This window comes from Fluoribacter dumoffii NY 23 (assembly GCF_000236165.1).
Lineage (GTDB): Bacteria > Pseudomonadota > Gammaproteobacteria > Legionellales > Legionellaceae > Legionella > Legionella dumoffii.
The window spans coordinates 408,482-435,356 of record NZ_CM001373.1 but is presented as its reverse complement, the minus strand read 5'-3'; the positions used below and the strand labels follow the sequence as shown (position 1 = coordinate 435,356).

Genomic DNA, 26,875 nt, shown 5'->3' with positions numbered 1-26,875 from the left:
TATGAGCAAAGTAGATATTGCCAAAACTTTTGCTTCCAGTTTTAAACAAGCTGCGGGCGATACATCTGCAAGCGCCTACTCAAGCAGCATCCGATTTGTCGCCATCATGCTAGTCATTATTGGCCTTATTTGGTGCATTAATCAATTCATGGGCAATACAGAAAAAGAACAAGAAGGATTTCTTATCATTCTAGGTTCCCGCTTAATCCGCATTGTTCTTGGGTTTTGTTTATTCATTCTAATTTTAATCGTTAAGGGGAATTAATCATGAAAAAGTCAATTGCAGGTGTCAAAAAATGGGGGCAACGAATGGGTGCAGGACTCATTACTTTAAATTATGCGCCTGCATTGTTTGCCGACAACTGGTTTCCAAAAATCTCTAATGCCGATGACATCAGTGATGGTAATAAAAGCATGATGACAGTTACAGGTAACTATGTTCGCCAAGGCCTGGGATTATTGCTTTTTATTGCTGCTGTCATGAGTTTTATTAAATTCATCACCACCATTCAGCATGGCATTGAAGAATCCAAGAAAAATGATGGTTCTATGGTGGCCTTTGGTACGTTTGCGGTGATGGGGATTACTTATCTTGCCATCAGTATTGTAGCAGGTTATGTCGGCTACAGCATGATTACCAAATTCAAGATTTAGGGGGATTCATGAATCAACCCTCCTCACGTCATCTGTCGTTTGATTATGAAGCCTATAAAGGGCTAAGCCTAAGAGAGCTTTTCTGGATAGTGGTGGTAACAACACCACTAATTAGCATGGGATGTGCTTTGGCAGGACTTTTTATTGGCTATCCGTTGGCCTTCGGATGTATTGGTTTCATTGTTGGTTTTATTGTATCCATTACTTTTTGCCCTAAACGAGCAGCTGCCATTAAAGCGGGTAAACCGCATGGCTATTTAATGAAAAAAACCGTGTTGTTGATGGCAAAGTGGGGGTTAAGACACTCGCCCTACATTCACCATCAAGGTGTCTGGCAAAAATCAAGACTGGTGAGGTAATTTTATGTTTCATTACTGGAAAAAAGTGGACAGTTTAAATCATATCAATCGGTTGTTATTAGCCTTTGTATTCGTACTCATTTTGATTGTATTTGGCCTGATCATTACGCTAGCTAAAATACCCAATCGTTTTGAATTTTGGCTAACACCTTCTATGAGTAGTAATGGTGGATTAGTCAAGGAAAACGCCATACCCAAAGAGTACGTTCAGGGTTTTGTTGCCACACTGCTACCCACCTTAAACACCTGGTCACAAGGTGGTAAAAAAGAATTTGCTACTAATCTTTCAGGCTTTCATTACTACTTCACTCCACGACATCAGGCATTAATGGATAAAACCTTGATAGCTTATAAAGATGCTCAACTTTTTAATCGCATACAAGTAGCAAGTCTTTATCGGTTTATGGAAAACGAAGATGTCAAAGTAATCGCTCATAACACATGGGAAGTTCATCTGGTTTTACGCATTACCCAACGCTTAAAAGACGATAGCCCCATGGTCATTGCAGACAAGATTGTGGACTACCATGTGCGTGTGGTCAAGGTCAATCTCTCACGCTTACAAAATCCTTTTCAACTGGCATTGGATGGTTATACCCAACCAGAAAAACTAATCACCGATTTATTGGCAACCAATAGAAGAGGTACACAACATGACAACAACTAAATGGTTACTCACCATAATTGCCTTAATTAGCTGCCAATACGCGATAGCTCGGGATGCAGAACATGTCTTGTGGGATAAAACACCCATCCCTGTCGAACTATCCTTGAATGAGGAAAGGCTCATCCATTTTCCTCAAGCCATTAGTATTGTAGATAATGAAGCAGCTTCCCAAATCGCGCTTTTGAAAATTCAGGATGCTTTATATCTGAAAGGCAAGGACGTTTTTAAAAACAAAAGGCTCTTGGTGCAGCTCATGCCTCAAGGTGAAGTCATTATCTTAAACTTAAGCGTTAATGATAAAACCCATGATGTAAAACCAATAGAAGTGCTTTTGGAATCAAAAGAAAGTACCAGCTCCCCTCAAGAGGTGGCCAATCCTCTGGATTTAAATGCAGTAACACTGACGCGCTTTGCCATCCAATCCTTGTATGCCCCACAAAGACTGTTGGTGATCCCTGATGGCGTGGGGCGTGTGCCTATGCAAACCCGAAAACAAGTAAGCCTTTTTTACGGTGCCAGTATTGAAGCAAGACCATTGATTTCATGGCATGGAGGAGCTTTTTATGTGACTGCGGTAGAGTTGAAAAATCTGTTGAGCAAGGAAATAGTTATTGATCCTCGCCAAATGATGGGTAACTGGCAAACCGCTACCTTTTACCCAACCAACACTTTATCACCTCGTAGCAAGAAAGAGTCCACCACGGTATTTCTGGTATCAGACAGACCCTTTGGTATAGCTCTTTCTGCAAGTCAGGAGTATGTGCGATGAAAAAGAATACTGGACTTAAAGTATTGACTGGCACGGTGATCGCGGTTGTTGCACTCATTATGATGAACAGCAAACATCATGACCGTGAACCCGAAGTCACTCACCACGATCCCAATAATCTGAATGAAGCTATTGCCAGCCAATTTAATGACAACATCCGTGATGTTGCTGCAAGACTACAGGAAACCGAAAAGAAACTTTCCAGTCTTGAATCGGAAAACAAGCAACTCAGAGGCAAAAAAGAAAATGTGCAGGATTCTTATAATCCTGAGATGATTAAAGAAATAGAACAACTAAAATCCGAATTGGCCAATGTCAAAACCAGTCAGGAATCCCAACAAAACTTTCAATCCTACACCATCAATGAAGAATCGACTCTTACAAAAGAACAAAGAGTTAAGGACATCGATGCTTTATTAATGAAACGTGAAAACAATCCTAATGAACAAGCCTATTGGGAGGGATTAAAGAAAAAAAAGCAAGCATTAACCCAAAAAGTTAAAACAGCGGCTTTAAACAGTAAAGATAAAAAAAGTATTCCCTATTACACCATTCCAGCAGGCTCTGATTTAGGCAGAACTACCTTGTTATCGGCACTGATTGGTGAGGTGCCAGTTGAAGGCAAACTCATGCAGCCTTTATTTCCCTTCTCAGCCATTATTAATCGTGGTGATTTAATGGCTGCTAATGGTATCCCTTTACCTCCCAATATTTCAGGTATGAAAGTTAATGGTTATGCAATCGGTGTTGGTTCTTTTCTAGATAACATCAGCTGTGTTCGAGCCTATGTAACCTCTGCATTGTTTGTTTTTGATGACGGCCATTTTGTGACCATGGGTAAAGAGCAAATGACTGGAACAGCTGAAATGGTCAATAACGAAAGTTTAGGTTATCTCACCACCGCTTTTGGTAATCCCTGCATTAAAGGCCAGTATTTTACTAATGCTCCAAGAGTACTTGCGGCACTTGTGGCTTCCGATGGGATTAAAGGGTTTAGTAATGCACTTTCCCAGTGGCAAATGACCTATACCGCCAATGCCAATGGTGCGACAGGCACACCTACCGGCTCTATGGGCAATTATGCATTGGGTGGTGCGCTTTCCCAGGGAACAGTCAAAGCTGCTGATTGGCTGGAAAAACGCATTCAAGGCAGCTTCGATATGGTTTTTGTTCCAGCATCTCAAGGATACAGACCGACACAGCTTTCATTTCACGTCACACAAACCATCAACCTTGATAAAGAAACCAATGGGAGAGTATTAGATTATGGCCATTTACAACAAACTGCACATGATTTTAGCCTTAGGTAGCGTCTTGGTGCTTAGTGCTTGCGCCTCAAAGACAGTTGGTTCCACGGCTATTCCCGAAGGAGGATTGACTGTTAACCAACTTTATCAGCAAAGCCTTGGCGAAGCCATGCCTGGCTGGTCTGTACCTAAAAGGCAGACCAAGCCGGTTAAATATTCAGGGTATACACGAGATGCGTCCAACGAGATTCAACATTTGTTCAAGCCTTTGGATAACCCACAAGTTCCGATTTATGTGTTTCCTCATGTGGCTGTCATTGGTGATGAGCAATTGTTAAAACCAGGCTATACCACAGCCTTTTTTCTCTACAAACAAAATCAATTTGCACTAGCTTCCGAGCACTATTAAGAGGTAAATAATGAAATTATTCAGCCAAGTAAGTGACTGGCTGTTAGGACAACCCAATAAACCAGTATTAACGCAACAAAACATAAAAAAAAGATTTGAGAATCACAACCCTTCCTTTGCCAATCAATTGTCTATGGTGGATTTCAATGATGAGCTCAATCTCTTTTTACTCAATGATGGAGTCAGCATTGGTTCAGGTTTTGAATTAGCGTCCATTCCAGCGGAGGCCGCCTCTACTGAACATTTACACGCTGTGTTTAACAAAATTCGAGATACTTTTGCTACGGTAGTCCCTTTGCACAAAGAAGATCCCTGGGTGATGCAAATGTATGTCAATGACGAATACAGTTTAAAACCTGTTCTCACTCATATTCAACAAAGCATTGCACCAGACATTGCTGAAACGTCCTTTACTCGTGACTATTTGGCAAGGTTGGATGATCTGTTTTGCAAGATGACAAGACCTGAAGGATTGTTTGTTGATCCCAAAACCGATGCACCTTATCGTGGCAGACGAAGACGAATCAGGGTTTTATTTTATCGCCTCTATCAAAAAACGCAAACCACCAGAGAGCAGTCACTTGCTGAGCATCAGGAAGTCATGGCTCAGATTGAAAGCAAATTACTATCACCTGGTCTTCAACTAAAACAACTAACCGGTAAAGATTATTATCAGTGGTTGGTGCGTTGGTTTGCAGCCAACCCCGAAGAACTATTAGCTCGCTTTCCTTATCCTAAAGACAAAAAACCGGCAGGTTATACCCTAAGCCAGAATGTTTTGTTTCATGAACCACAAAGTGACGAGCAAGGTTTTATGTTCGATGAGATGGTCCATCGTATTCTTTATATTGATGGACTGAAAGAAGCGCCTGAAATTGGTCTTTTATCTCGTGAAAAACCACAAGCCAATCCCAAACATCGGTATTCGCTTTTAGATAAGTTGCCTGAAGGCGCTACCTATACCATTCAGGTTATCTTTGAAAATGATGAAGCCTTAGACGCGCATCTCATGCGTCTTGAAAAAGGCATAGTAGGGACAAGCCTTAAACCCACACAAGTCAGAGAAGACATTAAAGTCGCACGAGATGAATTGTCTATAGGAAACCGTCTCTTTTGGGTTAATCAATCCATTTTTTATCGTGCCAGCACAAAAGACCTGGCAGTACTCATAGAAAAAGAACTAAAAGAATTATTCATTGAAGCCAAAATGCCTTTGATTTCTTCTTGTTTCGACATTCATCCCATTAACAGTTATCTCAATGCCTTACCTTTTAATTTCATCCCACAATATGCTCGCCAATACTTGCGCTTTGACCGATTGATGTATGCATCCGAATTAGCCTCTTTATTGCCTGTGTATGGACGTAATCAAGGGGCAAGGCACCTTCCCTGTTTCACCTTTTTTAATCGTTTGGGAGAACCAGTGCTTTTTGATGTATTGCATCATGATTTTATCAGCCAAAACTCCCACATGGCCTTGTTCGCCAATTCCGGTGGCGGCAAATCAGTGGCTACTGGCTGGATGATTAATTCGCTGATGGCCACTAAAAATGCCCGCATCATTCTATTTGAAATGGGAAATTCTTTTGATCGTATACTTCTACATGCCAAAACACACGGCAAAAAAACCAAGCAGTTATTACTGAGTAATAAAAAAGATGAAGCCGTTCCATTAAATCCATTTTGTGAAGCTTATAAAGCCATTCCTGAAATCACGGACAATCTGAGTGCAGAACAAGCAACCTTAATTGCGCAAAAAATTAGAACAATCAAAGAAAATCTCGAACAGCCAGCCAGCTCAGAAGAGTTGGCCTGTAATGATGGATCTCGCTCGTATCTAGCAGAGCTGGCCTTAGCGTTGCGTACCATGATTACTGAAGCCAATGCACTGGAAGAAGAGCAATTTACTCTGGCCGATGAAACACTGTTAATCGAAGTCTTAAGTGATGCCATCTTAACGTCTGTTAACCATGATATCCCGCAAATGTTAACTGAGCACATTGTAAGTAGCTTTAAACGGCGACTGGATAAAGAAACAGTTCCTCGCAAAAAAGACCGTATTTTGGATATGCACGACCGATTAAACAGTTATGTCATTAACAGCGCCAAATCACGCTTTTTTAATGTTCCAACTGAACCTTTAGGAGATTTTGATATCTTTCATGTTGATATCTCCGCGATTAAAGATGATACCGGGAAGCTCGCTTTAGTGATGGTGTCTTTATTACCAAGAATATTGGCTATGGCAGAAGCCACTCAAAACGACAACAGACCAACCTTTCTTTTTATTGATGAATCTCATTTGCAATTTCAAATTCCTTCAGTGGTGACCGTGTGTTTACTTGTTGCCAAAGTAGCCAGAAAGTTAGGTCTTTGGCTGGTTGCTATTACCCAAAACGTCACCGACATGAATTCGGAAAAAGCCACCAAGATTTTATCGCTAATTGAAACCTGGATTTTATTAGGCCTTGATGAAAAGGAAATTAGCGATGTCAAACGCTTTAAATCATTAACTCCACAACAAGAAGCCTTAATTAGAGATATTGATTCTCAAAAAGGCTTATATGCAGAAGCGGTTTTATTAGGCTCACGTTATCAAGGATTATTTCGTGTCATTCCACCTCGCTACTTGCTTGCTCTTTTAATGACTGAAAAATCAGAAAAAGCACAACGCCATACCCTGGAGAAACAACATGATGTACTTAAAGCCGCTGAACTGCTTGCCGACCTTCTCGAAAATAAAAAACAAAGCAAAAATCATGATGCTTATTTCTATGATGATTAGCTCATCCATCCATGCAAGAGAAAGCATAGAGCCACCTAGTCCTATTAGCAGTTTTGGTATTGCCAACAAGGTATTAGGCAGGATCTTTACCAACAGTCACTACAAGGTAATTGGTTCCTGTACTTGGGCAGTAGGAAAACTTCCGCCTAAGCTGGTAGCTGTTCCTGCAATCGAACAGTTTTTACCTGACTTAATTGTCACAGTGGCCAATCGCCCCGAAACCAATCCATGGATTGAAGCACGTGCACTTTATGAAAATCCGGCAAGCCAAGCCTTGTATCAAAAGACCTATCTACTAGCGACTGGTTCAGCGCTAGGTTTTGGCGATGATGCAGGACAAACCTCGGCCATGCACATCAATGAAGAACGCACACGGGTTGTTGATGTAATTGGCAGCCCCGCAGGTCTTTATCGTTTCCCTTATTTGTCACATAAACCTGAAACACGTTTTGGTTCCCCTTACTACATCAGTGAGGCTGATGCCGTGTCAGACCGCACAGAGCTTGCTGAAATTGCTTATATGGCAACTCATCCTCATCTATTATTCAACCATGACATAGGATCCACAACACAGTCGTGGGGACATGAAATCCCAAGGATTATGCGAGTCACGCAGCCCTCACGCTTTAGAGCATCTGTTGTTGCAGCCCTTCATGCAGCAGACATCGTGACCAATAAAAACAGTCTTCATGTAACCCAGAGCACCAGTAATTCTTGTGGTGCTAATTGCGTGGTAGCCAATGTGATATTTGATGGCCACAACAAAAACATCATCTGGCAGGAAGTGTACCCAAGAAACCGCAACATCAATTTTAATGATGCTAGCGATATGGGTGTAGAGGATGACAAAGCAGGAAATGGAAATTATGTCTTTGTAGTTTGGCGAAAATATCGAGGCTGTATTGCCCATGAAGGGAAATTAGTGCGCGCACTTTCATTCCCCAAAGTGGGACATCCTCAAAAACGATAGGAGTTAATCATGCACAAACTGTCTATGTCTTTACTTGCATTGATGCTATCAAAAATGCTCTTTGCCAGTTCTTTTATGCCTAATGAATCGGATTATTATTACAAGTTGGGTGGCTCATCCAATCTATATGTACCCCCTGTTAATAATGACCAAACCATCACTATTGGTGGTAATGTCGATGGGCGGCTTGGCTTTACCTGTAATGGATTTAATCCTGTAGTATCCATTACCAATACCTTTCAGGATATGAAGTCTTCTGCCATGAATATTCCTGGCGGCATTATTGATAACCTCAAAGGATCTGTTGCAGGCTTCCCACTGTATAAGCTACAACAATCCATGCCTGCGCTTTATAACGTACTGCAAAATACGGCCAGTTACGCGCAGAATGAATTTAGTGTCAAAGTCAAAGATTGCCAGGATGTGAAGAAGACTCTGGAAGAGGGTCAATCACCTATGGAAAGTATGCTTTCGGTGTCTGATAGTCAGGGCTGGCTTGAAGCAGCAAAACGCGCAAAAACAGAAAATGTAGACGTGACGGCAACAGCCAAGAGCATTGCCAAAAAACGTGACGAATATGGACTGCCCTGGATAGGTCGGGAAAGCGGAAATGCTGGTGGAGCATACCAACGGCCTATCAAAGTCATCAACGATGTGGTAATTGCCGGTTACAACATTTTATTGAATCGAAAACCACTTAATAATGAAAAGAAGCCCGATACCAAAACACCCATGACGCATGCTTGGCCAACACCGGATGATGCCAGTCAATGGGCGGTTAAAGTATTAGGTGATATTCATGTAAGCACCGCTACAGATACAGATAAAACCAAACACGATGCCAAGGCTGGCATTGGGTTATCCGCGTTATTACAAAATTGTGACAGCTCCAACACCTGTACTGCCAATGTGTCTAAAGCACTGTGGAATCTAGTAGACAAGCAATGGCCGTTGACTGAAGAAAAACTCAAAATGGTTAGTGCATCCAACTTGATGATTACAGATGAAATCATCATCACCATACAACGTATGCCACGTGAAGAACAAATCTTGACTGTCTCCAAATTGGCCGAGGAAATTGCTGTACAAAACATGCTCGATAAGGCCTTGATGATGCGCCGTATTTTACAAGCTGGTCTTCAAGTACAAGAAGTACAAAACTTAAAGCCCGCGCTTGATATGGTGAAATTTGCCTTAAAGAAACTCGATGATGACATTCATTCTTTAGCTTTTGAAAGCGAAGTTCGTAAAAAAATGATGACTGAAACCTTAGGTCTTTTGATGGATATGCGAAGTAGCGATATAGCCAAGGGCTTGCCTGGTGATGATCATGAACAATCGCAAGTTAAAAATGGCGCAGTCTATGCGAAACCTGATTTCAAAGGAGCATAAGATGGTCGTATTTAGCCCGTTATCCTTGTACACCACCTATTTAGGCTGGCAACAATATGAGGTTATTTTTAATGCCCTGTGGCAAACGGGTTTGTTATACCTTGGTTTTCTTATGGTAGGGTATCGATTCTTAAAAAATGTGCTGGCACCTTCTGGTGCTACACATCACGCGGCAGAATATGCCTTGAATCATTTTCTTTATGAATTGGCAATTACTTTTTTGATTTGCGGCATGTTTATCTACCCCTGTGTGCCATTGGAAGAAAAAGCCATGAGTTTTAAGCCGATGTGCGGTATAAAAAAAGGAACAGATGCAAAAACCTCTACATTAAAAGATACAGGTACTACTTATGATGAAGCATTTGCAGACGTACTGACACCCAATGTCAAAATGCCTATTGGTTTTGCACTCTTGCAAAATTACATGTCAGGGATTACCTACGGCTTGATGAAAGTGACCGGTTGCACCGACAGCTTACAAGCGATTGAAGGCGATTTAATATCCACCTATTTACCTGCTGATGTACGTGAACAAGCATTGAATTTTCACAGACAATGCTTCCTTGAGGCCCGAAGCCAATACCACAATGAACCGCACGATAAAACCAAAGTCAATGACATTTTAAAAAAATACGGTGGTGAGGAAGATTTAAAATGGGTGGGTTCCAAAGTCTATCAAACACTATACTATGATAAAATTTACGCAAGACAACCCGTACCTGGCTTTACCTTTAACGAAGCCCCGAACAAAAATCTCGAAAAAGCAGCAGAACGTGGTGATATTGATGCCAAACATCTGCCAGAGCAAGGTTATCCCACCTGCAATCAATGGTGGAAAAAGCTCAAAACAGATTTGGTGCAAGTAGCCAATAACGCCAGTGTCTTTGACAGTCACCTGAATTACTACGCGGTTTTAGACCGGGTACGCACGTTCAAAAATAACCATCCTAAAGCTTGGGGTTCGCAGTTAAGCTCAGAAGACTACATTGCCAAGATGTTGCTTAATGACAGTCGTGACATGCAGGCTAACAGTATGAAAAACCTAATGGGAAATACCAATGGGGCTTTTGGTGGTGCCATTTCACATGGGTTAGTAAATATTGGGCAACTAACAAAATCATGGACATCAACGCCGTTAAAGCGTGAGGCCATTATGCAAACACTACCTGTCATGCAGGCCTTTTTGTATTTCTTCCTGATTATCTTGACTCCTGTGATTTTGGCTTTAAGTGGTTATAACCCTAAGGCGTTAGGCAGTATTTGCGGTCTGTTTATAATGGCGATTTTCCTGCAATACCTGTGGCAACTGGTGGGTTTTGTCGAGCGCAGTGTGCTTGATCCTTTAGGACAAAACGATGCCATTGCAGCCATGCGCAATATGGCGGTTTTATTCTATTTTATTGCACCCATGTTGCTATTAAAACTGTCTAGTCATTTTGGTGGGGAAGCAGGGGCAGCACTTGGTGCATTGGTTAATGACGCAGCGCAGCACAGTAACAAAGTTGCCAACTCAGGTGTGGATACCATCAAGCAAGGGGCAAAAATAGCCAGCATGGGGAAAGTAAAATGAAGCTAGTCTCCATGAATATGTCTGGCGTATTCAGAGCCACTGATTGCACCATCTTCATAAAGTTCGGTTGCCTTCCCCGCAACATAGTGTGGTTTATCTTTTTCATCGGAAGCAAAGACAACAATCGCTTGCAAAGCAAGAAGACTTATCTTGCCAAATATTTTCAATCCCTTCAAAACCACCGACTTTTTGTGGTTGTTCTTCCTAATCATAAGGAGTTTTTTCCGTGTTAAATAAACGATTCTATAAGTCCATTATAGGCATAAGCAAATTCATTCTGCCAGTAGTATTGCTTTTGTTATTAGCACCTCAATTGATGCGATTCAGTACTGAATTTAGCAGCATGAATGACTTTTTCAAAACCCATCAAATAGGTTTTTTACTCTGTCATGTGCTGTTTTATCTAGCTCTGTATTGGGCTTGGCCAAAACTGATTGCAAGCATGGTAAACCGACGCCCACATGAACTTGATGAGGTTCAAATTAAATTGGCTTTGCAAGCAAAATACTACCTGCTTGCGGCGCTAATCTTTTTTGAATTACTGGTTTGGTGGAGATAAATCATGAGCCAATATCCCGTTGAAAACCTTTTGCGTGAACCCACTGAATTCTATACCTTTCTGACCTGCACTTCACTGGCATGGCTGACTGTCGCCAAACCACACCTGTTTTTACTCACTCAAGACATGGGAGTCTATGCAGCACTTAGCCTTATGACATTGGGTCTAGTTAGAGGATACCAGGCCTTCCGCATCAAGCATTATCACCGCAGACTTATTGCTATGCCTTATTATGCTTTGTCCACCACGGAAGTGCCATTATCCAAGAAATGGTTGTTTCTTGGGAAAGGGTTTCGTTGGTTGCCTCATCATACGCAGCGATTACATCAAATTAAACAAATTAGAAATGAATTATTTATGCAACGAAATACGTGCTATCGCAAAGTACGTGATTATTGCAAAAACCACGAAAGTTCATTATTGACCCAACTGTTTAATACCCCATCAAGATTCAATCCATTCAAACCTGATCCACCTGTAGGTGGCAGCTCATACCTACATGGGTTAGGTGAAAAAGATAGTTCTGTCTATATCCCGCAAGAAGTTCGAGTTGGTCATACTTTTGTAGTGGGCACAACCCGAGTTGGCAAAACACGTCTAGCAAGCATCCTAATCAATCAGGATATTAGAAATGGTGATGCAGTGATTGTCGTTGACCCCAAAGGAGATTTAGATTTAGTTCGTGATATGTACTCAGCCTGCAAGGCTAGTGGCAAATTACATGATTTTAGAGTGGTGCATTTAGGTTTTCCCGAATTGTCTGCTCACTACAATCCGCTCAAAAACTATGATCAAGTCAGTGAGGTTGCTACACGTGTTACCGATGCCATTCAAGCTGAGGGCGAAGGAAAACAGTTTGCAGCCTTTGCCTGGAAATACGTGAACATTGTAGCGATCTGCCTTGAAGAAATGAAACAACTTATTTCTTATACTTCTATAGGATTTTACATCAATCGATTGGATCAACTACTAATGACCTACTCTGATGCCATACTCCCCACACATGATTCAAATTATCATGAAAAAATAGAAGAAATCATCGCTAATAATGATTGCCGTGTAGATAAATACGGCAATACACCACCGCCTATGAGCCGCTCAAAAGCGGTGGTGAAATATTTACAAGAGCATATCAGTAAAACCATCACTTCAGGCAACGTTGAAAGCCTTCATGATCAAGTACTCATTGATCTGTTTGATGCAGCCATCATGGATAAAAATTATTACGATAAAATCACGGCCAGTGTTGGCCCTGTATTATCAGAGATTAATAAGAGTAATGCCTCAAGGATCTTTTCATTTCATAAAAGCAATTGTGAAATCGAGTTGATGAGTGCAATAAAAAACAAACAAGTCATCTATATCGGGCTGGATAGCTTAACAAACCCTAATATCGCCCAAGCAGTCGGTAAAGCCTTTTTGTCAGATTTAGTATCCACTGCTGGAAAAATATATAAGGAAAGTAACGCAAATTACCGTCTCAATCTCCATTGCGATGAACTTTCAGAAATTATCCAAGACTCGTTTGTCAAAATTTTAAATAAAGCAGGTGGGGCTGGTTTTCAGGTCACCGCTTATGCTCAGACCAAACAAGATATGGAGGTGGCACTAGGCTCAAAAGCGAAAGCAGAAGTGACTGAAGGAAATCTAAACACCCTCATCATGTTACGTGTAAAAAATGAAGAAACAGCCAATTTATTAGTTAAAGTGTTACCAAAAATTGGAGTGGTCGAGCACACTCAAGTCTCCATGGTCAACGACACACCTCATGGCGAAGATGGCGTTTATTTTAACACCACCAATGAAGATCGAGTACAAACTACCGCAGTACCTATGATTGATGTGAATGACATTATCTCATTGCCCAAAGGACAGGCCTTTGTTTTAGTGAATGGCGGAGAGCTGTACAAAGTAAGAATACCCTTACCTGTAAACGATGGATTAGCCCCCAAGGATATCAAAAGCGCTATTCGTGCAATTAACCAATTGGATGATAACCTTGGAGATTAATATGAAAGCAAAAATTACTTTAAACCTTCGTACCCGTGAAGTGTATAAATTATTTGAGAGGAAAATTAGTGGGGATAGGCTTTTTATTGAGGCTATTTTGCATAAGATTAATATTGTTATTGGTAGATGTAGAAAAAAAGATCCGGTAGCTCTTAAAGTGTTTTACGAAATGGAAAAACAACTGAATGCATTGACTAAGACGTTTTCCTCTGAAATTAAAAGCTTTGAAGATCTTCTTACTAAGAAAAAAGAGTTCAAAGACAAACAAATTAATTTTGTCGTGCAGTTTTATCCAAAGATCATCGTATGCAATCCCATGAGTATAAAATTAGCTGAGTTGATTGAAGTTTATGACCAGCTAATCGCGACTTTGAAATTACTGCGACTTGCAGGTTGCTTTGATTCAGATGATATTTATTTCAGTAATATCAAGCAACATCAACAATCCACTAATCAAGCACTAAGCAAAATTTTGCTATATAATTTTAAGCAACCAATTGCATCCTTTTGTGCAAAAGATAAAAACGAGTTACCTACCCCACCATTAATCAGTTTTTAATCCCCTGAAATTTGGGGACAGCCTATGAATTGTGCTATTATTTGCTTCTATTAATTGAATAAAATTATAAATTGGTAGGTGGGGTAATTTTCCATGGCGCAACAGATATTGTATTTAGAATCATTGCCAGTTCATGCCTACCAAGATTTAAATTTCGCAATTTTCGTAAAAAATTTGAACGGATGTTATCTCTGGGGAAATGGTTTTTTTATTAGCAAATCAGCAGGATTTCAATCGCTTAGCGAAATTTATCATAAGCAAGACCATCATTTTGTATGGCACCATTATGCAGATCAACTTAGAAAGAATGATCAAATGTTATTTGAAAATGGGGAGGATTTAAGTGCTTATGAACAAATATTACGTCATGATGGAACTATTGTTAATATAATCAGTAAGAAGAGTCCTCTATTTGATAAAGGACTCAATATAATTGGCCTTGTTGGCTTTAGTATTGAATTACCTCAATCGAACATTATAAAGGCCTTAACTCCCAGGGAGTACGAAATATTATCGGTACTATCTGATGGTTATACTGATAAACAAATAGCAAAGAAATTAAGTATTTCTCCAAGAACTGTTGAAGCCCATATTAATAATTCGAAACAAAAATTAAGTGTTAAAACGCGTGCGGAATTAATAGCTCAATTTTCACGTGTGTATCCGTGATTTCACGAAGTTAAAATTATTTCACCACTCCTTAAAATAACTCTGCCTACAACACTAGGTTATAAATTTATTAATAAACAAATGGGAGTTAAAGAATATGAAATTAAACATTAGAACTTGTGTAGTCATGATGAGTTTATCATTAGCAAGTCATATAGCATTTGCAGAAAACACTATAACTTATCAAAATACGCGTGGTTCAACGCTAGAACTGAATTTTAATAAACAAAATTCTCTAACAGGGACCTTTACAACTTCTGTTGCCTCCAAGGAATGTCAGGATGTAATTGGCTTAGCAAGACCAATCATTGGTTATATTGATGGGACTGCCATAACTTTCAGTGTTAACTACCCAACATGTGGTTCCGTGGTTACACTGACAGGGCATATTAATTCAAATAAAGAGAAAATTGATACAATTGCAATTATTGCACATCAAATGTCTAGCTTTACTGAAGGCCCAGGATCTCAATTCATATCTCACGATACATTTATCAAAAGCAAAGGCTAAATATCAATATTTGCTGTACTTCCCTGTGTCACTGAGAATTAGTTTCAGTGACGCAAACAATTTATCTCCGTACAACTGTATATATAAATGATAAGGATAATAGATTTTATCGCCCAATTTCTCTCCTCTATACTAATTACCAACATTGGTGGTGCTTCAATTCAGATAGAAGTTGAGAAGGTATGGCAACAGATCATCTTAAATAAGGCTATGACCACTTTGAGCATCCCATAGGTTTTTATAAAAACCATTCAGAATAATTAACTCACTGTGGCTACCTAGCTCAATGATTTTACCTTGATCCATAACCACAATTTTGTCCATTGACAGGAGGGTTGAAAGCCTATGAGCAATGACTATAACTGTTCTATTTTTCATTGCGGAATTCAGAGACTGTTTGATTAGTTCTTCTGTAATGGAGTCTAGCGAACTGGTAGCCTCATCTAAGATTAAAATGGGCGCATTTTTTAAAATGGCTCTTGCAATCGCTATTCTCTGCCTTTGCCCGCCAGATAATTTAACACCTTTTTCTCCAACCAAGGTTTCATATCCGTGTGGCAGTTGGCTTATAAACTCATGAGCATGGGCTTGCTTGGCAGCTCTAATGATTTGGTCAAGATTGGCTTCTGTGCAACCATATTGAATATTTTCAAAGATAGAACGATGAAATAGAGAGGGATCTTGGGGTATGAAAGCAATATGTTCTCGCAGGCTTTGTCTATGAGTATCTTTAATACTTTGACCATCAATTAAGATATCACCTTTATCGATATCATATAATTTAGTCATAAGCTGTACGATGGTACTTTTTCCTGCGCCACTAAAGCCAACTAACCCAATTTTATTGCCGCCTTTTATCGTTAGACTAAAATCGGTAATAGTTTTTTTATCTTCAATATAGTTAAAATTTACATCCTTGAATTCAATTTTCCCCTCTTGAATTCTTAGTTTACTATCTATCGAGCTTAAAGGTTGTAAATGAGGAGTGAAAATGGTGTCGAGAGCGTTCTGACAAATACCTGCTTGTTCTCCAACTACCAATAAACTTTCAGTTAAATACCAAATTTGATCAATAACCGTTATGGATAAGATAAATACAAAAGCAAAATCACCAGCTGTAATTTGGCCTTTTGCACCAAGATAAACCAATAATAATATAGATGTGCTTTGTAAAACCCAGGCAAAAAAACCAAGCAATGAAGCATTAAGCATATTTTTAACCTGCATTTTAGTTTCTTTTTCTAAAGCCAGATTTGTATTGTGGGCTAAATATTTTGCTTCGTGATTTTCCCTTGCAAATAGCAGCACATTTAAAATATTGCTAAAACAATCAACGATGGCGCCAGAATATTTAGTTTTTGCCTCTGCATAATCTTTTGCATAGGGTCTAATGCTGGATGCACAATAATACGATAAATAGATAAAAACAGCTGATACAACAAGAAAAGTAGCGCTAAAGTACCAACTAACCGTTCCTACTATAAAAATTGATAATAAGATAGTTAAAGCTTGTCTTGAGATATTGAACCATGAATTGACAACATTTTGGATGTTATTGGTTAAATCTGAAATTTTAGCGCTGATCTCGCCACTCATTCTATCTTGAAAAAATGCATAGGATTGGTTTCTTAAGTGCTCCGTGGCAATAGTTACAATATCAGCTTTTATCCTTGGTAATGATTTGAGTACCAAATAGTTGTAAAATCTCCATAAAAGAGTGATTAAAAAACCGAGAATAATTAGTAATAAAGCGGGTGGTAGGCACTTCGAAACAAAGGAGTTTGCTCCAGATGTAGTTACCCGGTCTAGGATAACCTTAAGTACATAAGGTTGAATAACACTGTGTATAGCTGAATAGATACCTACCATACTCATTGCTAGAAACCACCACCGATATGGTGTGGAGACTTTCAGAAAAAAACTGAAAAATTTGTTGTTGTTTGCAATAGTAGGCAAAATGATTTCCTTAAATTTATAAATTTCTAAACTTTGAATGTATCTTACTGTAATTATTCAACATACCTCAATCTTGCAATGTCAATCTAGGGTATACTCTATTCTGTGAAGCAACGGGTAACAGCATATGTTTCTCTAACAAAGGTAATAAATGAAAAAACTTATATTTTTTAAGGGCTATCAACAAGACGATAAAAAACGCACTGCATTTAATGCGCTTGCAGTCAAAACCTTTGATTTATCTTTTGAAGAGTGGTACCAATCAGGCTATTGGCGCGACAAATACATTCCTTATACCTTATTTGATGGGGAACAAGCCGTTGCCAATGTTTCAGTAAATATAATAGATTTTAGCATCTTTGGCCATAAACAAAGAACCATCCAGCTTGGCACTGTAATGACAGATGACGCCTACAGAAATCAAGGCTTAAGTAGAATGCTCATGGAAAAAGTCTTTGAAGATTGGAAAGCAGATAATCATCTGATTTATCTTTTTGCTAATTCAACGGTATGGGGCTTCTATCCTAAACTCGGATTTAAATCAGTTAAAGAGTATCAATACCAGCGAACAACAACACCCTCAACGCAAGCTAGCTTTGTCAAATTGAATATGAATAAAAAAGAAAATAGGGAACAACTTTATGATTATGCCCAAAACACCGATCCATATGGCAAGATCTCCATGCAAGAAAACGCCGATCTGGTAATGTTTTATTGTATCACTGTATATAAAGACAATGTGTTCTACTTGCCTGAATTGGATGCCATTGCGATTGCTGAAATAAAAGGACGACAACTGCACCTATTGGACGTATATAGCAAAAAAGAGCACAATTTAGACGATATTATCCATGCATTGAGTGATGAAACCACAGATACTGTAAGACTTGGTTTTGTTCCAAAAGATTGTTCATCCTATGAGATAATACCTGTCGATGAACAAGCAAAGGATGAAATGCTTTTTGTTGAGGAAGACAAGACATCTTTATTCGATGAAAATCAGTTGATGTTTCCGCTGTTATCCCACGCATAAGTTAAAAAGGTTTGTTAATAAAACACACCTGACTAAGCACGAGTAACAAGGACCTTGAAGTTAAGCAATGATTCATTTTTTTATAGTGAGCTTTGAATTGGAATAATAGAATGAAACAAACCATTTTTGATGACATTGAACATCTAGAGAAAGAAGCCATTCTTTTGGGCCTGCGATGGGAAACCAATGCCCAAATTATGGCGCAAATTCGCAGTGAATGTTTGGAAATTGAAGAGCATCTGGAGGCGAAAGACAACAGAGAAGCCTTGCAGGATGAAATAGGTGATCTACTGCATGCGGTATTTTCGCTATGTACCTATTGTAACTTTGATACCGAGCTTACCTTGCGCAAAAGCCTTGATAAATTTGAACATCGTTTAAATGCAGTAAGGGCTATTGCTAAAGAACAGGGGTTGGAAAATCTACAGGGCAAATCATTTGATGAGTTAATGCGCTACTGGGAAATGGCAAAACAAAGAACCATGATCCCGGAAAGCGCAGGTGTTCGTGGCACAAAAAAAGCGCTCCAACTATGGGAAAAAGTAACGCAGAAAGAATTAATTTTAAATAATGTCTGGTGTGGTCAATGCAGTGGCGTATGCAGAATGATATCCCCCGTTGCTATAGAAAATAGTAGGACAATTACTCTTGAAGGCGAATGTGCAACATGTGGTGTCAAGGTTGCACGATACCTGGATGAAGCATGAAAAATAATGATGCAGCTATTCAATGGGCAGTGGATTATCTGGAATCTAATGATTGTAGGCTGGTTTCCGTTCAAAAAATAGTCGAACCAGCCCATTCAATAGTTGTACCGCGAGCTTATTCAAGAAACGGAGCTATTAGTTGCTGATGGCTTATCTCAAAAAGAAATAACTACGCTAAATGAAGCTTATGATTTCTGTGTAGAATTATGTGAACGACTGTCACAGTACAAGATCCCTGAAACCATCAATCATTGCGATTTTCAGGATAACAATATCCTAGTTTCCAAAAAAACAGGGGAGCTAAGCATTATTGACTGGGGAGAAACAGTGATTGGCCATCCATTTTTCTCTCTAAATACTTGTTTATGGAACCTGACTTATTTCTATAATATGAAGCCAGATGACTTTCAGTATCAAACATTACAGCGGCTCTGTGTTTCCTCTTGGTTAGATAGTTATGAAGAAAGCGATTTAATAACGGCCTTCAACATTACCAACGAACTTTTGGGTATTTTCGCAGCCATGAATTACAAATGCATGTATGATGCAACTACAAACCAATCAAATACCGTCCAAGAAGAGCATCCAGGTTCGATTGCGGGTTGTTTAAGAAGCTTCATCTGTGTCTCAAAGATGCAGCACAACCACTGAGGATCCATGCTGTTATAAAGTCAAAAATGTCGCGTTATTATACCCGCTATCCGGCTAGTAGTATGAAGGACATTCACCTTGTTCAAACCTCCGTAAAAAATTACGTGCGAAAAAGAAATGCAGATAGGTGTCATCACGTATATGGTCCGAGCAGTAGAAACAGACGATCTAGATCAGTAGCTCGGCATCAACAAATAAATTGGCAAATTAAGGTATATCGTATGACGAAGATTCAAAATTTGATTGGTGATTATCAGGCTTGGAGATGCTAGAACTAAACCTTCAAAGTTAATTGCAAAAATACGGCTGGACTTCTTCCGAAACTTCAATATTGCATTTTCTTTTCCATAATTTTAACATGTTTTTCTGCCTGCATTGGAAACTCAGTAATGTATTGAAAAAATGGTGTGCTCTTAATAATCATCAACCTTTCTGTAACTTTTGATAATATAATTTGTTAAATATACGTAAAAAAACAAAAATATTGTTATATAACGCAACCCATTGGGTTAAAATTTAAACAAAAATTTACGATATTTTGGAGTGAAAAATGCCAGCTGAACCGAAAAGTAAAAAAGAAAATAAAAGGGATGAACGATCAAAGGCTCTTGATAGTAATCCCTGCGGTATGTGCCGTGCGGCTGGTTTGCCTATTTGCAGAGGTCATGGCAGAGGAGCTGGTGGTGGTAATGAAGTCAAAGGTGAAAACTCCCCACAAGATAATGCCCCTGCTCCAAAATATGTACCTACAAATATAGAAGTTAAAGCATTATCCTCTTATTTAGAAGATAGTGCGGTTTGGAGCTCTGATGAAGATTTCCTTTATAATTTTAATAATGACTTAGCTGTATTTTCGATTAAATTGGATTCAGCTATGGGATTAATCTATTTTCAAGGTAATGAATCTCTCAGTGCTAACGATAAAAAGGATCTAAATGAGCTTTATGATAAGATTGAAGATGAGCTCAAAATGTTTACTGATGAAGTCAATGCACAAAATATAAGCATCTCAAGAAAAGGAAATGATCTGAAAATTAGTATTCCTGATCCAAATTTATATGATCAATTTGTTACTAGACTTCTTAATAAGAACCTAATTCCCAATAACAACTATAAGGCAGATCTTGACTTTAAGACTAATCCTGATGCTAAACAAAAGGTTGTTGCTGAGAACGAAGCTGTTGCTTCTTATAAATCACCAAATCCATTTGATATATCAAAAGGACCCAGGCCTACAAGCGAATTTAAAGAGTAACTAAACTAGACCAAATATCATTGGTAATTTTTACAATAACTATTTGTCACTTCTAATTTTATGGAAGTAAGTAAGATATACTTTATCTCTAAGGTTGGTTTGCACTTGTAAGAGGTAAAAACTAAAACGATCCTGTACAGAGATTTGTTTCATAATAAATATATCACGAGGTTCTTTTAAGTACACTATGACTAAACCTTCTATTCATGCTTTACAAAAAATATCAGAGCCTGCCCATATTCCGGCTACAGGGTATGCTTATGTTGAACCCAAAGAAGAAAGCGAACATGAATTTGTAAGAACCTCACTCTCTGTTGGCAAAAAGGACACACAATCTACCGATTCAGTAAATAATGATACCCAGTTTCCAGCATCCTCTCTGAGCAAAATTGTATTTACTTATTTAGTGTTACAATTGGTCAAGGAAAAACATATCGATTTGGATGAACCATTACATGATATTCTGCAATATGAACGATTTATGGAAAGGGGTACGTATCCTGAGAAGGTTAAACAATTAACAGCCAGACATGTATTGTCCCACACCACAGGCTTACCCAATTTTGGATCAGGATCAGATTTATCTTCTTCACTATCCTTTGATGATAAATCAGACCTAGGCAAGGGATACTCCTATTCAGGTGAAGCTATCCTTTACTTACAAAAAGTTATTGAGACCAGAATGAGTAAAGTTTTAGGTGAAAAAGTAGATTTAGAAGAGTTAGCTAAAAGGTATGTGTTTAAGCCTTTAGAATTGGATCACTCTACATTTTTACCGCAACCAGATAGTAGGGCCAATATTGTAGCCGTTCATACTGAGCTGGGAAAACCGACATCAATCTATGAGAGCATCCCAAACCTTAAGTATGATCTGGCATTGATGTCATCGTTGTCAAATCTCAACCAATCTGAAAACGGTACAATTTATTTATCTGAAAATCCCCGTGAGTACTATGTAAAAGGAATGAGTGAACCAGCACCCATTCCTCCAGAGATTGATCTAACAAACTTAGCAACGAAACTTAATAATCTATCATTCAAAAGCGATGTCTTGGCAATGACATCAAAAGCAGGTCATACCCCTCATCTTAATGCCGCAGGTACACTACTTACGACAGCCGATGATTTTTCAAAATTCATGGCCGCCTGGTTAAAGAATATGGACGATCCTACCTTCCAAGAAGCATTTGAGTTTGAAACGAGTTTCGCACTTTCAGATTTGACACCAGAAGAGTTCAAACTTCTAAGCAAAGCGGGTAACACCGCCAAATACCTAAAAAATGCAACAGATGATAATTATAAGCGTGTAAGTTTCAGCAAAGTGGAATTTGATGATTTAAAAGGCGCATTAGATGAGTCTACACAACCAGAAATCAAGGCCCTAAGTGAGAAACTTGTGCCAACAAGAACTTACAGCATCACGAATACTTGTGGGTTAGGTTGGCATATATATATAGATTCAGGTAAGGTAATCGCATATCAATATGGTGAAAACCTTAATACGAGATCTTTTATTGCGATCAATGTAACAGATAAAAAAGGTGCAGCATTTTTTACAAATTCTGAACATGGGATGAGTATTGCTACCCAAATATTGAGTTCTCCTGATTTAGCGCCAATTGGCGATATGCAAGAGCTTTTTGAACACATGCCTCAATATCCTCAAAGTGATGAAGGATACCAAAAAACAATTGAGGGGATGATTGCCGAAGATCAGGGCGAGATTGAAGAAGCCAGAAGGTGTTTCGTCGCAGCAACTAAGTCATCACCCAATGACAAATCCAAAAAACTGCGTTTAGAATGGTTTGATGAAGCACAGAAATACAAGAAAGAAAAGAAAGAATTCACCCCATCATTGGAAACATTTGAGGGAATATATAAGAACCCATTCAGCGAGAAACGAGAAATTTACATCAAAGAAGGCGGTTTAATATGCAAAGAATTCGATCGTGAAATAAAATTGGTGCGAGTCTCAGAGACTGACTTTTTACCTGAAAAGAATCAAGATTTCAAAATAAGCATTAAGGGAGATCAAGTGACCATTCATTTTCTTCATGGCCCTCCGAAATACTTATTTGAACAGTCTTTGCCAGAGTGCCATGAACACGCTTCATTTTTTGATGCTCTTTCAAAATTGCCAGGCCATCAGCCCACTCATGAAGTACAGACACAACATGCGTATGGAGTTGATGTGCCTGTTCATGAAACACAGGAAGGGGCTAAGTTAGAGTCTGCTCGGGATGTAACTCAACGATATCGAAGTGCTATAACCGAAGTTCGATCTGATAAGGTACAACCCTCTGAAACGGTTGAAGAAACAGTCAACAAAGATAGCTCACCTTCCCCCTTTCAATAAGTAGTATGATTATGTTATTTGCTTAACCATTATGTTAATTTCCAAACAATAATTGACCTTTGTGATAATAAACAATCCAATGCCGACTGTTTATTGAGCTTTTAAAAGTTGATGATGGGATTGACTCAGCAATGTATAGGTAAAGCCTTACTTCTCGCTCGTGAAAATAGAGCCAAATATAAATCATACAATCTAAATAGCTGCGTCACTGAGGATTTATCCGCAGTGACGCAGCCTAAGGGCTGCGAAATTTTTCAATAAATTCAACCCACTATTCATCATTGAGCAAGCGCGTGCAACGCGATTGCTCAAAATAATCATTCAAAAGCCCTTGTCCAACACAAATCGTTTTGCTAATGTAATATTAAGCATAACTGACGAGACCGGTGCGATTCCGGCGAAACCTTACAGGTCTTATGCAATAGCCACTCTCATTCTCTAATCTTGTGGTAGAACGATAAGTCGAGAACAAAACACCATCTGCACTTCGCAGAATCTATTGTAATGAAAAGCAATACAATTCTTTAAGAATTGAACCTCACAATACCCTCTCTGTATTGCCCGTGCGCAACAATAGTTCGTAGAGACTTTGTTGTATTTAAAACCATTAAACCTAAGGAGATCACCACCATAAAAAAGTAGTACCTATGTAATCAGGTCAATAGAAGTTTGTAGTTTAAAACTGATTTGCCCCTGAACTGAGCCTTGAGGCACTACGCCTGGTACTGCAATCTTGCAGGCCGCTCTACCAACACTAAACAAAATACCCGGGCAAAAAGTTCTAGAGGGTTACAGATGAGAAAAAGTCAGCTTAGACAACAAGTAGATCAGTATTGTAAACACAATCACACAGGGTCATTCCGCACGAAAAAACACCGTCATTTTGTATTATACAAAATGATTCGTGATTTATATCATATTGGCCATGTTCCCCCCAAATGGCATGCAGTTACTCATGATCATATGGTGCAACTTGTTGCTCATTGGCAAAAAGAGGGGATCAAACCCAAAACCATCATGAAATACATGACCCTCATTCGTAGATTTTTTCAAAGTATTGACCATACAATTGATAATATTAGTAACCAGCATTTGGGAATTAAAAGCGTTCAAATTCGCTCCAAGACAACTGTATTTCCAAATAATTATTCGGAAATACTAACAAATCCTATTGCAAAAATAGTGCTCGAATTTCAAATTTATTTTGGATTAACGCTTAGTGAAGCAATGCGTCTAAATCCTGCTATCCATATTCAGGAAAATTCACTTTGGATTACAAGAGATATTGCCACAAACAGCCATGACAGAAGGATTCCTGTTAGAAATGATAGGCAAGCTCAAGCCAATACCGTACTTCAAACACTATGCAAAGAAGAAAGTTTGATTTTAACTTTTGGATATCATTCTGTACGCGACGCGTACAGCCATGCAATAAAAAAAATAGGCCTGTCATCATCAAAGAGCTACCGCTGTTTTTATGCCAAGAGTATGTATCCAGAACTGTGTCAAATCTTGTCCCCTTACCTGGCGAAACAAACAATCATGCGTGAAATGGGGCTGCAATCCAGACGCACGCTTTGGAGTTATCTGCATGAGTAATACAAAATTGCGTTCGGCAAAATTTTCAATCAATGAATTGGTTAAAAAAGCATATGGCCATTCCTATGCCAGCCAATCAGACATGCGTCATATGCTCTTTCGATGTGTGAAAGATTTACATGAGCTTGGCTATAAAATTGGCCATATAAAAGGATTAAAAGCAAAACATATCTATGTACTCGTAGATCACTGGAAATCTGAAGGAAAAAACCCAGGAACAATTAAAAACTACATGGCCAAACTACGCAAAGCAGCCTGTCTGTTGGATAATCCCAAACTTATTAAGCCAGAAAATAGTGCATACAACATCAGCCAACGCTCTTATGTATCCTCAATCAACAAGGCGATTCATCATATTGATTTAAATAAGTGCACCGATCCTTACATTAGATTATCCCTTGAAGGCCAAATGCTCTTTGGCTTAAGGCGTGAAGAATCCATGAAATTCACACTAAGCGAAGCACACCATGGAGATAGCTTGATCATTAAACCCAGTTGGACAAAAGGAGGTATAGGCCGAACATTAAACATCACAAATGAAGCACAACGTCAATGGTTAACGAAGGTTTCTCAGTTAGTTCGTACAGGAGAATCTCTCATCCCATCAAATAGGACCTATAAGCAGCACTTAAGTCAGTATGAAGAGCAAGCTAAATCTATGGGAGTTAGTAAATTGCATGGATTAAGACATGCCTACGCCCAGAAACGATATAGAGAACTCACTAAATTATTTGATCCACAAAGCCAAGGAATGCCATGTCCATTTGAAGGTGGAATAAAATTCAACGCCATGAATCCAATAGAAAAAGCCATAGATAGAAAAGCACGTCAAATGATTAGCCTCGAATTAGGGCACTCTCGCCTGTCGATCACAAGAATTTATTGCGGCTGAAAATCAATCAAAACGTTTTTTAAATTTAAAAATAAAACACGTTTTGATTGATTTGCTTGTTATAATAGTTTAGAGTACTAAGTATAACACAACTGAAGAGCCAGTGAGAGTCTGGCGAAACCCAATTGGTCTTGTGAAAAGCCACTATCATTCCCTAATCTTGTGGCAGAACGTTAAGTCGGGAACCTCAGTTTCGATCACTGATCACCCACCAGGGTGAAACCACATTAAAATCTCTTGTTTTAAACCTTTTTATCCATTCGCAATTATTCTTTGCGAACGGCTGCTCTTTAAAAATTAGGCGAATCAACCAGACTTGTTGTAATCAAATATGGATAACTCATTTTTTAATCATCTGGGAAATACTTCCCTGATGGGATGGTTTTCCCAATTTTTGGAGGAAACCATGAAAAATGTGAATTTTACCATCTCAAGAAAGGAATACGTATTTTTTGATTTAGCTTGTTGCATCAATGAACTTAATACCTTGCGTCATGAGTTTTCGGCACAAGATATAGAGGAAATGAAACAGCTAAGCAAGAAATTGCATTCTCTTTTAGAGGATAAACATCCTCACCTTAATTTAGTTTAACCCTAAGTAGGAGTGCTTATTTCTGCTTAGGGAGTAGCACTCCTTTTGCAAGGAGTCTTAAAAATGGATACACCTCAAATTTATGTTGCATGTCTTGCAGCTTATAACAATGGCATACTACACGGAGAATGGATTGATGCAACTCAGGATGTAAACACCATTTATGATGAAATTCATAAAATGTTGGCTAACAGCCCCATTGAGGATGCAGAGGAATTTGCAATCCATGATTTTGAAGGATTTGGTGGTGCTCAAATTGGCGAGTATGACAGCATCAATGATGTTGCTGAGCTTGCCTCCTTCATTATGAAGCAAGGGGAATTAGGTGCTGAACTCTTTAGCTACTACTCAATTGAGGATGCTGAGAGGATGTTAGAGGAGAATTACCACGGTGCTTATGATAGTGAAGTTGATTTTGCCCGTGCGCTTTTTGATGACTGCTACAGCAGTGCAATACCGGAAGATTTGCTGTTTTATTTTGATTATGAGGCTTTTGCACGTGATCTATTTATAAACGATTATTTTTCGGTAGAAGCAGATAGTCAAACGCATATTTTTTCTAGCTACTAAGCCCCTTCTTTGGGGCTTAAATTTTACAATCATCTACCTGTTGTATACACATACATTACGGCCTAGTGGACTACAAGAATCTTATTTCATTGATAATCCAGAATTCTTTAATGCGGAAGGGGACATTTTCATTT

27 protein-coding genes are annotated in these 26,875 nt (G+C 38.9%); 25 read left to right on the top strand and 2 right to left on the bottom strand.

Going from position 1 to position 26,875, the window contains the following annotated elements:
• Position 1: 1 nt before the first annotated feature.
• Genes KYQ_RS01875 through KYQ_RS01825 form a run of 11 tightly spaced genes read left to right on the top strand, consistent with a single transcriptional unit; the run spans position 2 to position 10,822 of the window.
• Positions 2–265 carry a hypothetical protein gene (locus KYQ_RS01875; protein WP_019349539.1) on the top strand — a complete coding sequence of 88 codons (264 nt, stop codon included), beginning with the start codon at positions 2–4 and terminating at the stop codon, positions 263–265.
• A gap of 2 nt (positions 266–267) precedes the next feature.
• Positions 268–654 (top strand): hypothetical protein, encoded by a 387-nt coding sequence (locus KYQ_RS01870; RefSeq protein ID WP_019349538.1) that lies wholly within the window; start codon positions 268–270, stop codon positions 652–654.
• An 8-nt stretch (positions 655–662) separates the two neighbouring features.
• The gene (locus KYQ_RS01865) at positions 663–1,013 is read left to right on the top strand and encodes a TIGR03750 family conjugal transfer protein (protein WP_011947241.1); all 351 of its coding nucleotides are present in this window, start codon (positions 663–665) and stop codon (positions 1,011–1,013) included.
• 4 nt (positions 1,014–1,017) lie between these two features.
• Positions 1,018–1,680: a DUF2895 family protein gene (locus tag KYQ_RS01860; protein ID WP_019349537.1), complete on the top strand. Its 663-nt coding sequence runs from the start codon at positions 1,018–1,020 to the stop codon at positions 1,678–1,680.
• Positions 1,667–2,449 carry a TIGR03749 family integrating conjugative element protein gene (locus KYQ_RS01855; RefSeq protein WP_019349536.1) on the top strand — a complete coding sequence of 261 codons (783 nt, stop codon included), beginning with the start codon at positions 1,667–1,669 and terminating at the stop codon, positions 2,447–2,449. The genes KYQ_RS01860 and KYQ_RS01855 overlap by 14 nt, the downstream gene beginning before the upstream one ends.
• Entirely contained in the window at positions 2,446–3,759 is a 1,314-nt protein-coding gene (locus tag KYQ_RS01850) for a TIGR03752 family integrating conjugative element protein (protein WP_019349535.1), read from the top strand. Before KYQ_RS01855 ends, KYQ_RS01850 begins: the two co-directional genes overlap by 4 nt.
• Entirely contained in the window at positions 3,716–4,105 is a 390-nt protein-coding gene (locus KYQ_RS01845; protein ID WP_019349534.1) for a TIGR03751 family conjugal transfer lipoprotein, read from the top strand. Before KYQ_RS01850 ends, KYQ_RS01845 begins: the two co-directional genes overlap by 44 nt.
• A gap of 10 nt (positions 4,106–4,115) precedes the next feature.
• The gene (locus KYQ_RS01840) at positions 4,116–6,890 is read left to right on the top strand and encodes a conjugative transfer ATPase (RefSeq protein ID WP_019349533.1); all 2,775 of its coding nucleotides are present in this window, start codon (positions 4,116–4,118) and stop codon (positions 6,888–6,890) included.
• The gene (locus KYQ_RS01835; RefSeq protein WP_019349532.1) at positions 6,865–7,860 is read left to right on the top strand and encodes a TIGR03756 family integrating conjugative element protein; all 996 of its coding nucleotides are present in this window, start codon (positions 6,865–6,867) and stop codon (positions 7,858–7,860) included. The genes KYQ_RS01840 and KYQ_RS01835 overlap by 26 nt, the downstream gene beginning before the upstream one ends.
• Positions 7,861–7,869: 9 nt before the next feature.
• On the top strand, positions 7,870–9,252 hold the full coding sequence (locus KYQ_RS01830; RefSeq protein ID WP_019349531.1) for an integrating conjugative element protein: 1,383 nt from the start codon (positions 7,870–7,872) through the stop codon (positions 9,250–9,252).
• A gap of 1 nt (position 9,253) precedes the next feature.
• Positions 9,254–10,822: a conjugal transfer protein TraG N-terminal domain-containing protein gene (locus KYQ_RS01825; protein WP_019349530.1), complete on the top strand. Its 1,569-nt coding sequence runs from the start codon at positions 9,254–9,256 to the stop codon at positions 10,820–10,822.
• 2 nt (positions 10,823–10,824) lie between these two features.
• Here the strand turns inward: KYQ_RS01825 and KYQ_RS01820 are convergent, their stop codons facing one another.
• Complete coding sequence (locus KYQ_RS01820) at positions 10,825–11,034, bottom strand: hypothetical protein (protein ID WP_019349529.1); 210 nt, start codon at positions 11,032–11,034, stop codon at positions 10,825–10,827.
• A 14-nt stretch (positions 11,035–11,048) separates the two neighbouring features.
• Between KYQ_RS01820 and KYQ_RS01815 the strand changes: the two genes are divergently transcribed.
• From KYQ_RS01815 to KYQ_RS18790, 5 genes are all read left to right on the top strand, one after another.
• A complete protein-coding gene (locus KYQ_RS01815) occupies positions 11,049–11,381 on the top strand; it encodes a hypothetical protein (RefSeq protein ID WP_019349528.1) in 333 nt (110 codons plus the stop codon).
• Between the two features lie 3 nt (positions 11,382–11,384).
• Positions 11,385–13,391: a type IV conjugative transfer system coupling protein TraD gene (gene traD / locus KYQ_RS01810; protein WP_019349527.1), complete on the top strand. Its 2,007-nt coding sequence runs from the start codon at positions 11,385–11,387 to the stop codon at positions 13,389–13,391.
• A gap of 1 nt (position 13,392) precedes the next feature.
• Complete coding sequence (locus KYQ_RS18145; RefSeq protein WP_080445555.1) at positions 13,393–13,950, top strand: AcaB family transcriptional regulator; 558 nt, start codon at positions 13,393–13,395, stop codon at positions 13,948–13,950.
• 93 nt (positions 13,951–14,043) lie between these two features.
• On the top strand, positions 14,044–14,619 hold the full coding sequence (locus KYQ_RS01800; protein WP_019349525.1) for a helix-turn-helix domain-containing protein: 576 nt from the start codon (positions 14,044–14,046) through the stop codon (positions 14,617–14,619).
• 97 nt (positions 14,620–14,716) lie between these two features.
• Positions 14,717–15,130: an avidin/streptavidin family protein gene (locus KYQ_RS18790; protein WP_019349524.1), complete on the top strand. Its 414-nt coding sequence runs from the start codon at positions 14,717–14,719 to the stop codon at positions 15,128–15,130.
• 198 nt (positions 15,131–15,328) lie between these two features.
• On the opposite strand, the gene KYQ_RS01790 is transcribed toward KYQ_RS18790, so the two are convergent.
• The gene (locus KYQ_RS01790) at positions 15,329–17,086 is read right to left on the bottom strand and encodes an ABC transporter ATP-binding protein (protein WP_019349523.1); all 1,758 of its coding nucleotides are present in this window, start codon (positions 17,084–17,086) and stop codon (positions 15,329–15,331) included.
• A gap of 151 nt (positions 17,087–17,237) precedes the next feature.
• Here KYQ_RS01790 and KYQ_RS01785 point away from each other — a divergent pair, with 151 nt between their 5' ends.
• The 9 genes from KYQ_RS01785 (at position 17,238) to KYQ_RS01745 (ending at position 26,741) form a co-directional block, all read left to right on the top strand.
• The gene (locus KYQ_RS01785) at positions 17,238–18,119 is read left to right on the top strand and encodes a GNAT family N-acetyltransferase (protein ID WP_019349522.1); all 882 of its coding nucleotides are present in this window, start codon (positions 17,238–17,240) and stop codon (positions 18,117–18,119) included.
• A 110-nt stretch (positions 18,120–18,229) separates the two neighbouring features.
• Positions 18,230–18,826 carry a MazG nucleotide pyrophosphohydrolase domain-containing protein gene (locus KYQ_RS01780; RefSeq protein WP_019349521.1) on the top strand — a complete coding sequence of 199 codons (597 nt, stop codon included), beginning with the start codon at positions 18,230–18,232 and terminating at the stop codon, positions 18,824–18,826.
• Positions 18,827–18,928: 102 nt separating this feature from the next.
• Complete coding sequence (locus KYQ_RS18630) at positions 18,929–19,477, top strand: phosphotransferase (RefSeq protein WP_019349520.1); 549 nt, start codon at positions 18,929–18,931, stop codon at positions 19,475–19,477.
• Positions 19,478–20,027: 550 nt separating this feature from the next.
• A complete protein-coding gene (locus KYQ_RS01770) occupies positions 20,028–20,732 on the top strand; it encodes a hypothetical protein (RefSeq protein ID WP_019349519.1) in 705 nt (234 codons plus the stop codon).
• A gap of 187 nt (positions 20,733–20,919) precedes the next feature.
• Positions 20,920–23,088: a serine hydrolase domain-containing protein gene (locus KYQ_RS01765; protein WP_019349518.1), complete on the top strand. Its 2,169-nt coding sequence runs from the start codon at positions 20,920–20,922 to the stop codon at positions 23,086–23,088.
• Positions 23,089–23,883: 795 nt separating this feature from the next.
• The gene (locus tag KYQ_RS01760; RefSeq protein WP_019349517.1) at positions 23,884–24,687 is read left to right on the top strand and encodes a phage integrase N-terminal domain-containing protein; all 804 of its coding nucleotides are present in this window, start codon (positions 23,884–23,886) and stop codon (positions 24,685–24,687) included.
• Entirely contained in the window at positions 24,680–25,579 is a 900-nt protein-coding gene (locus KYQ_RS01755) for a phage integrase N-terminal domain-containing protein (RefSeq protein WP_019349516.1), read from the top strand. The genes KYQ_RS01760 and KYQ_RS01755 overlap by 8 nt, the downstream gene beginning before the upstream one ends.
• A 406-nt stretch (positions 25,580–25,985) precedes the next feature.
• Positions 25,986–26,171, top strand: coding sequence for a hypothetical protein (locus KYQ_RS01750; RefSeq protein ID WP_230305679.1), 186 nt, complete (start codon positions 25,986–25,988; stop codon positions 26,169–26,171).
• A gap of 63 nt (positions 26,172–26,234) precedes the next feature.
• On the top strand, positions 26,235–26,741 hold the full coding sequence (locus KYQ_RS01745) for an antirestriction protein ArdA (protein ID WP_019349514.1): 507 nt from the start codon (positions 26,235–26,237) through the stop codon (positions 26,739–26,741).
• Positions 26,742–26,875: the final 134 nt, after the last annotated feature.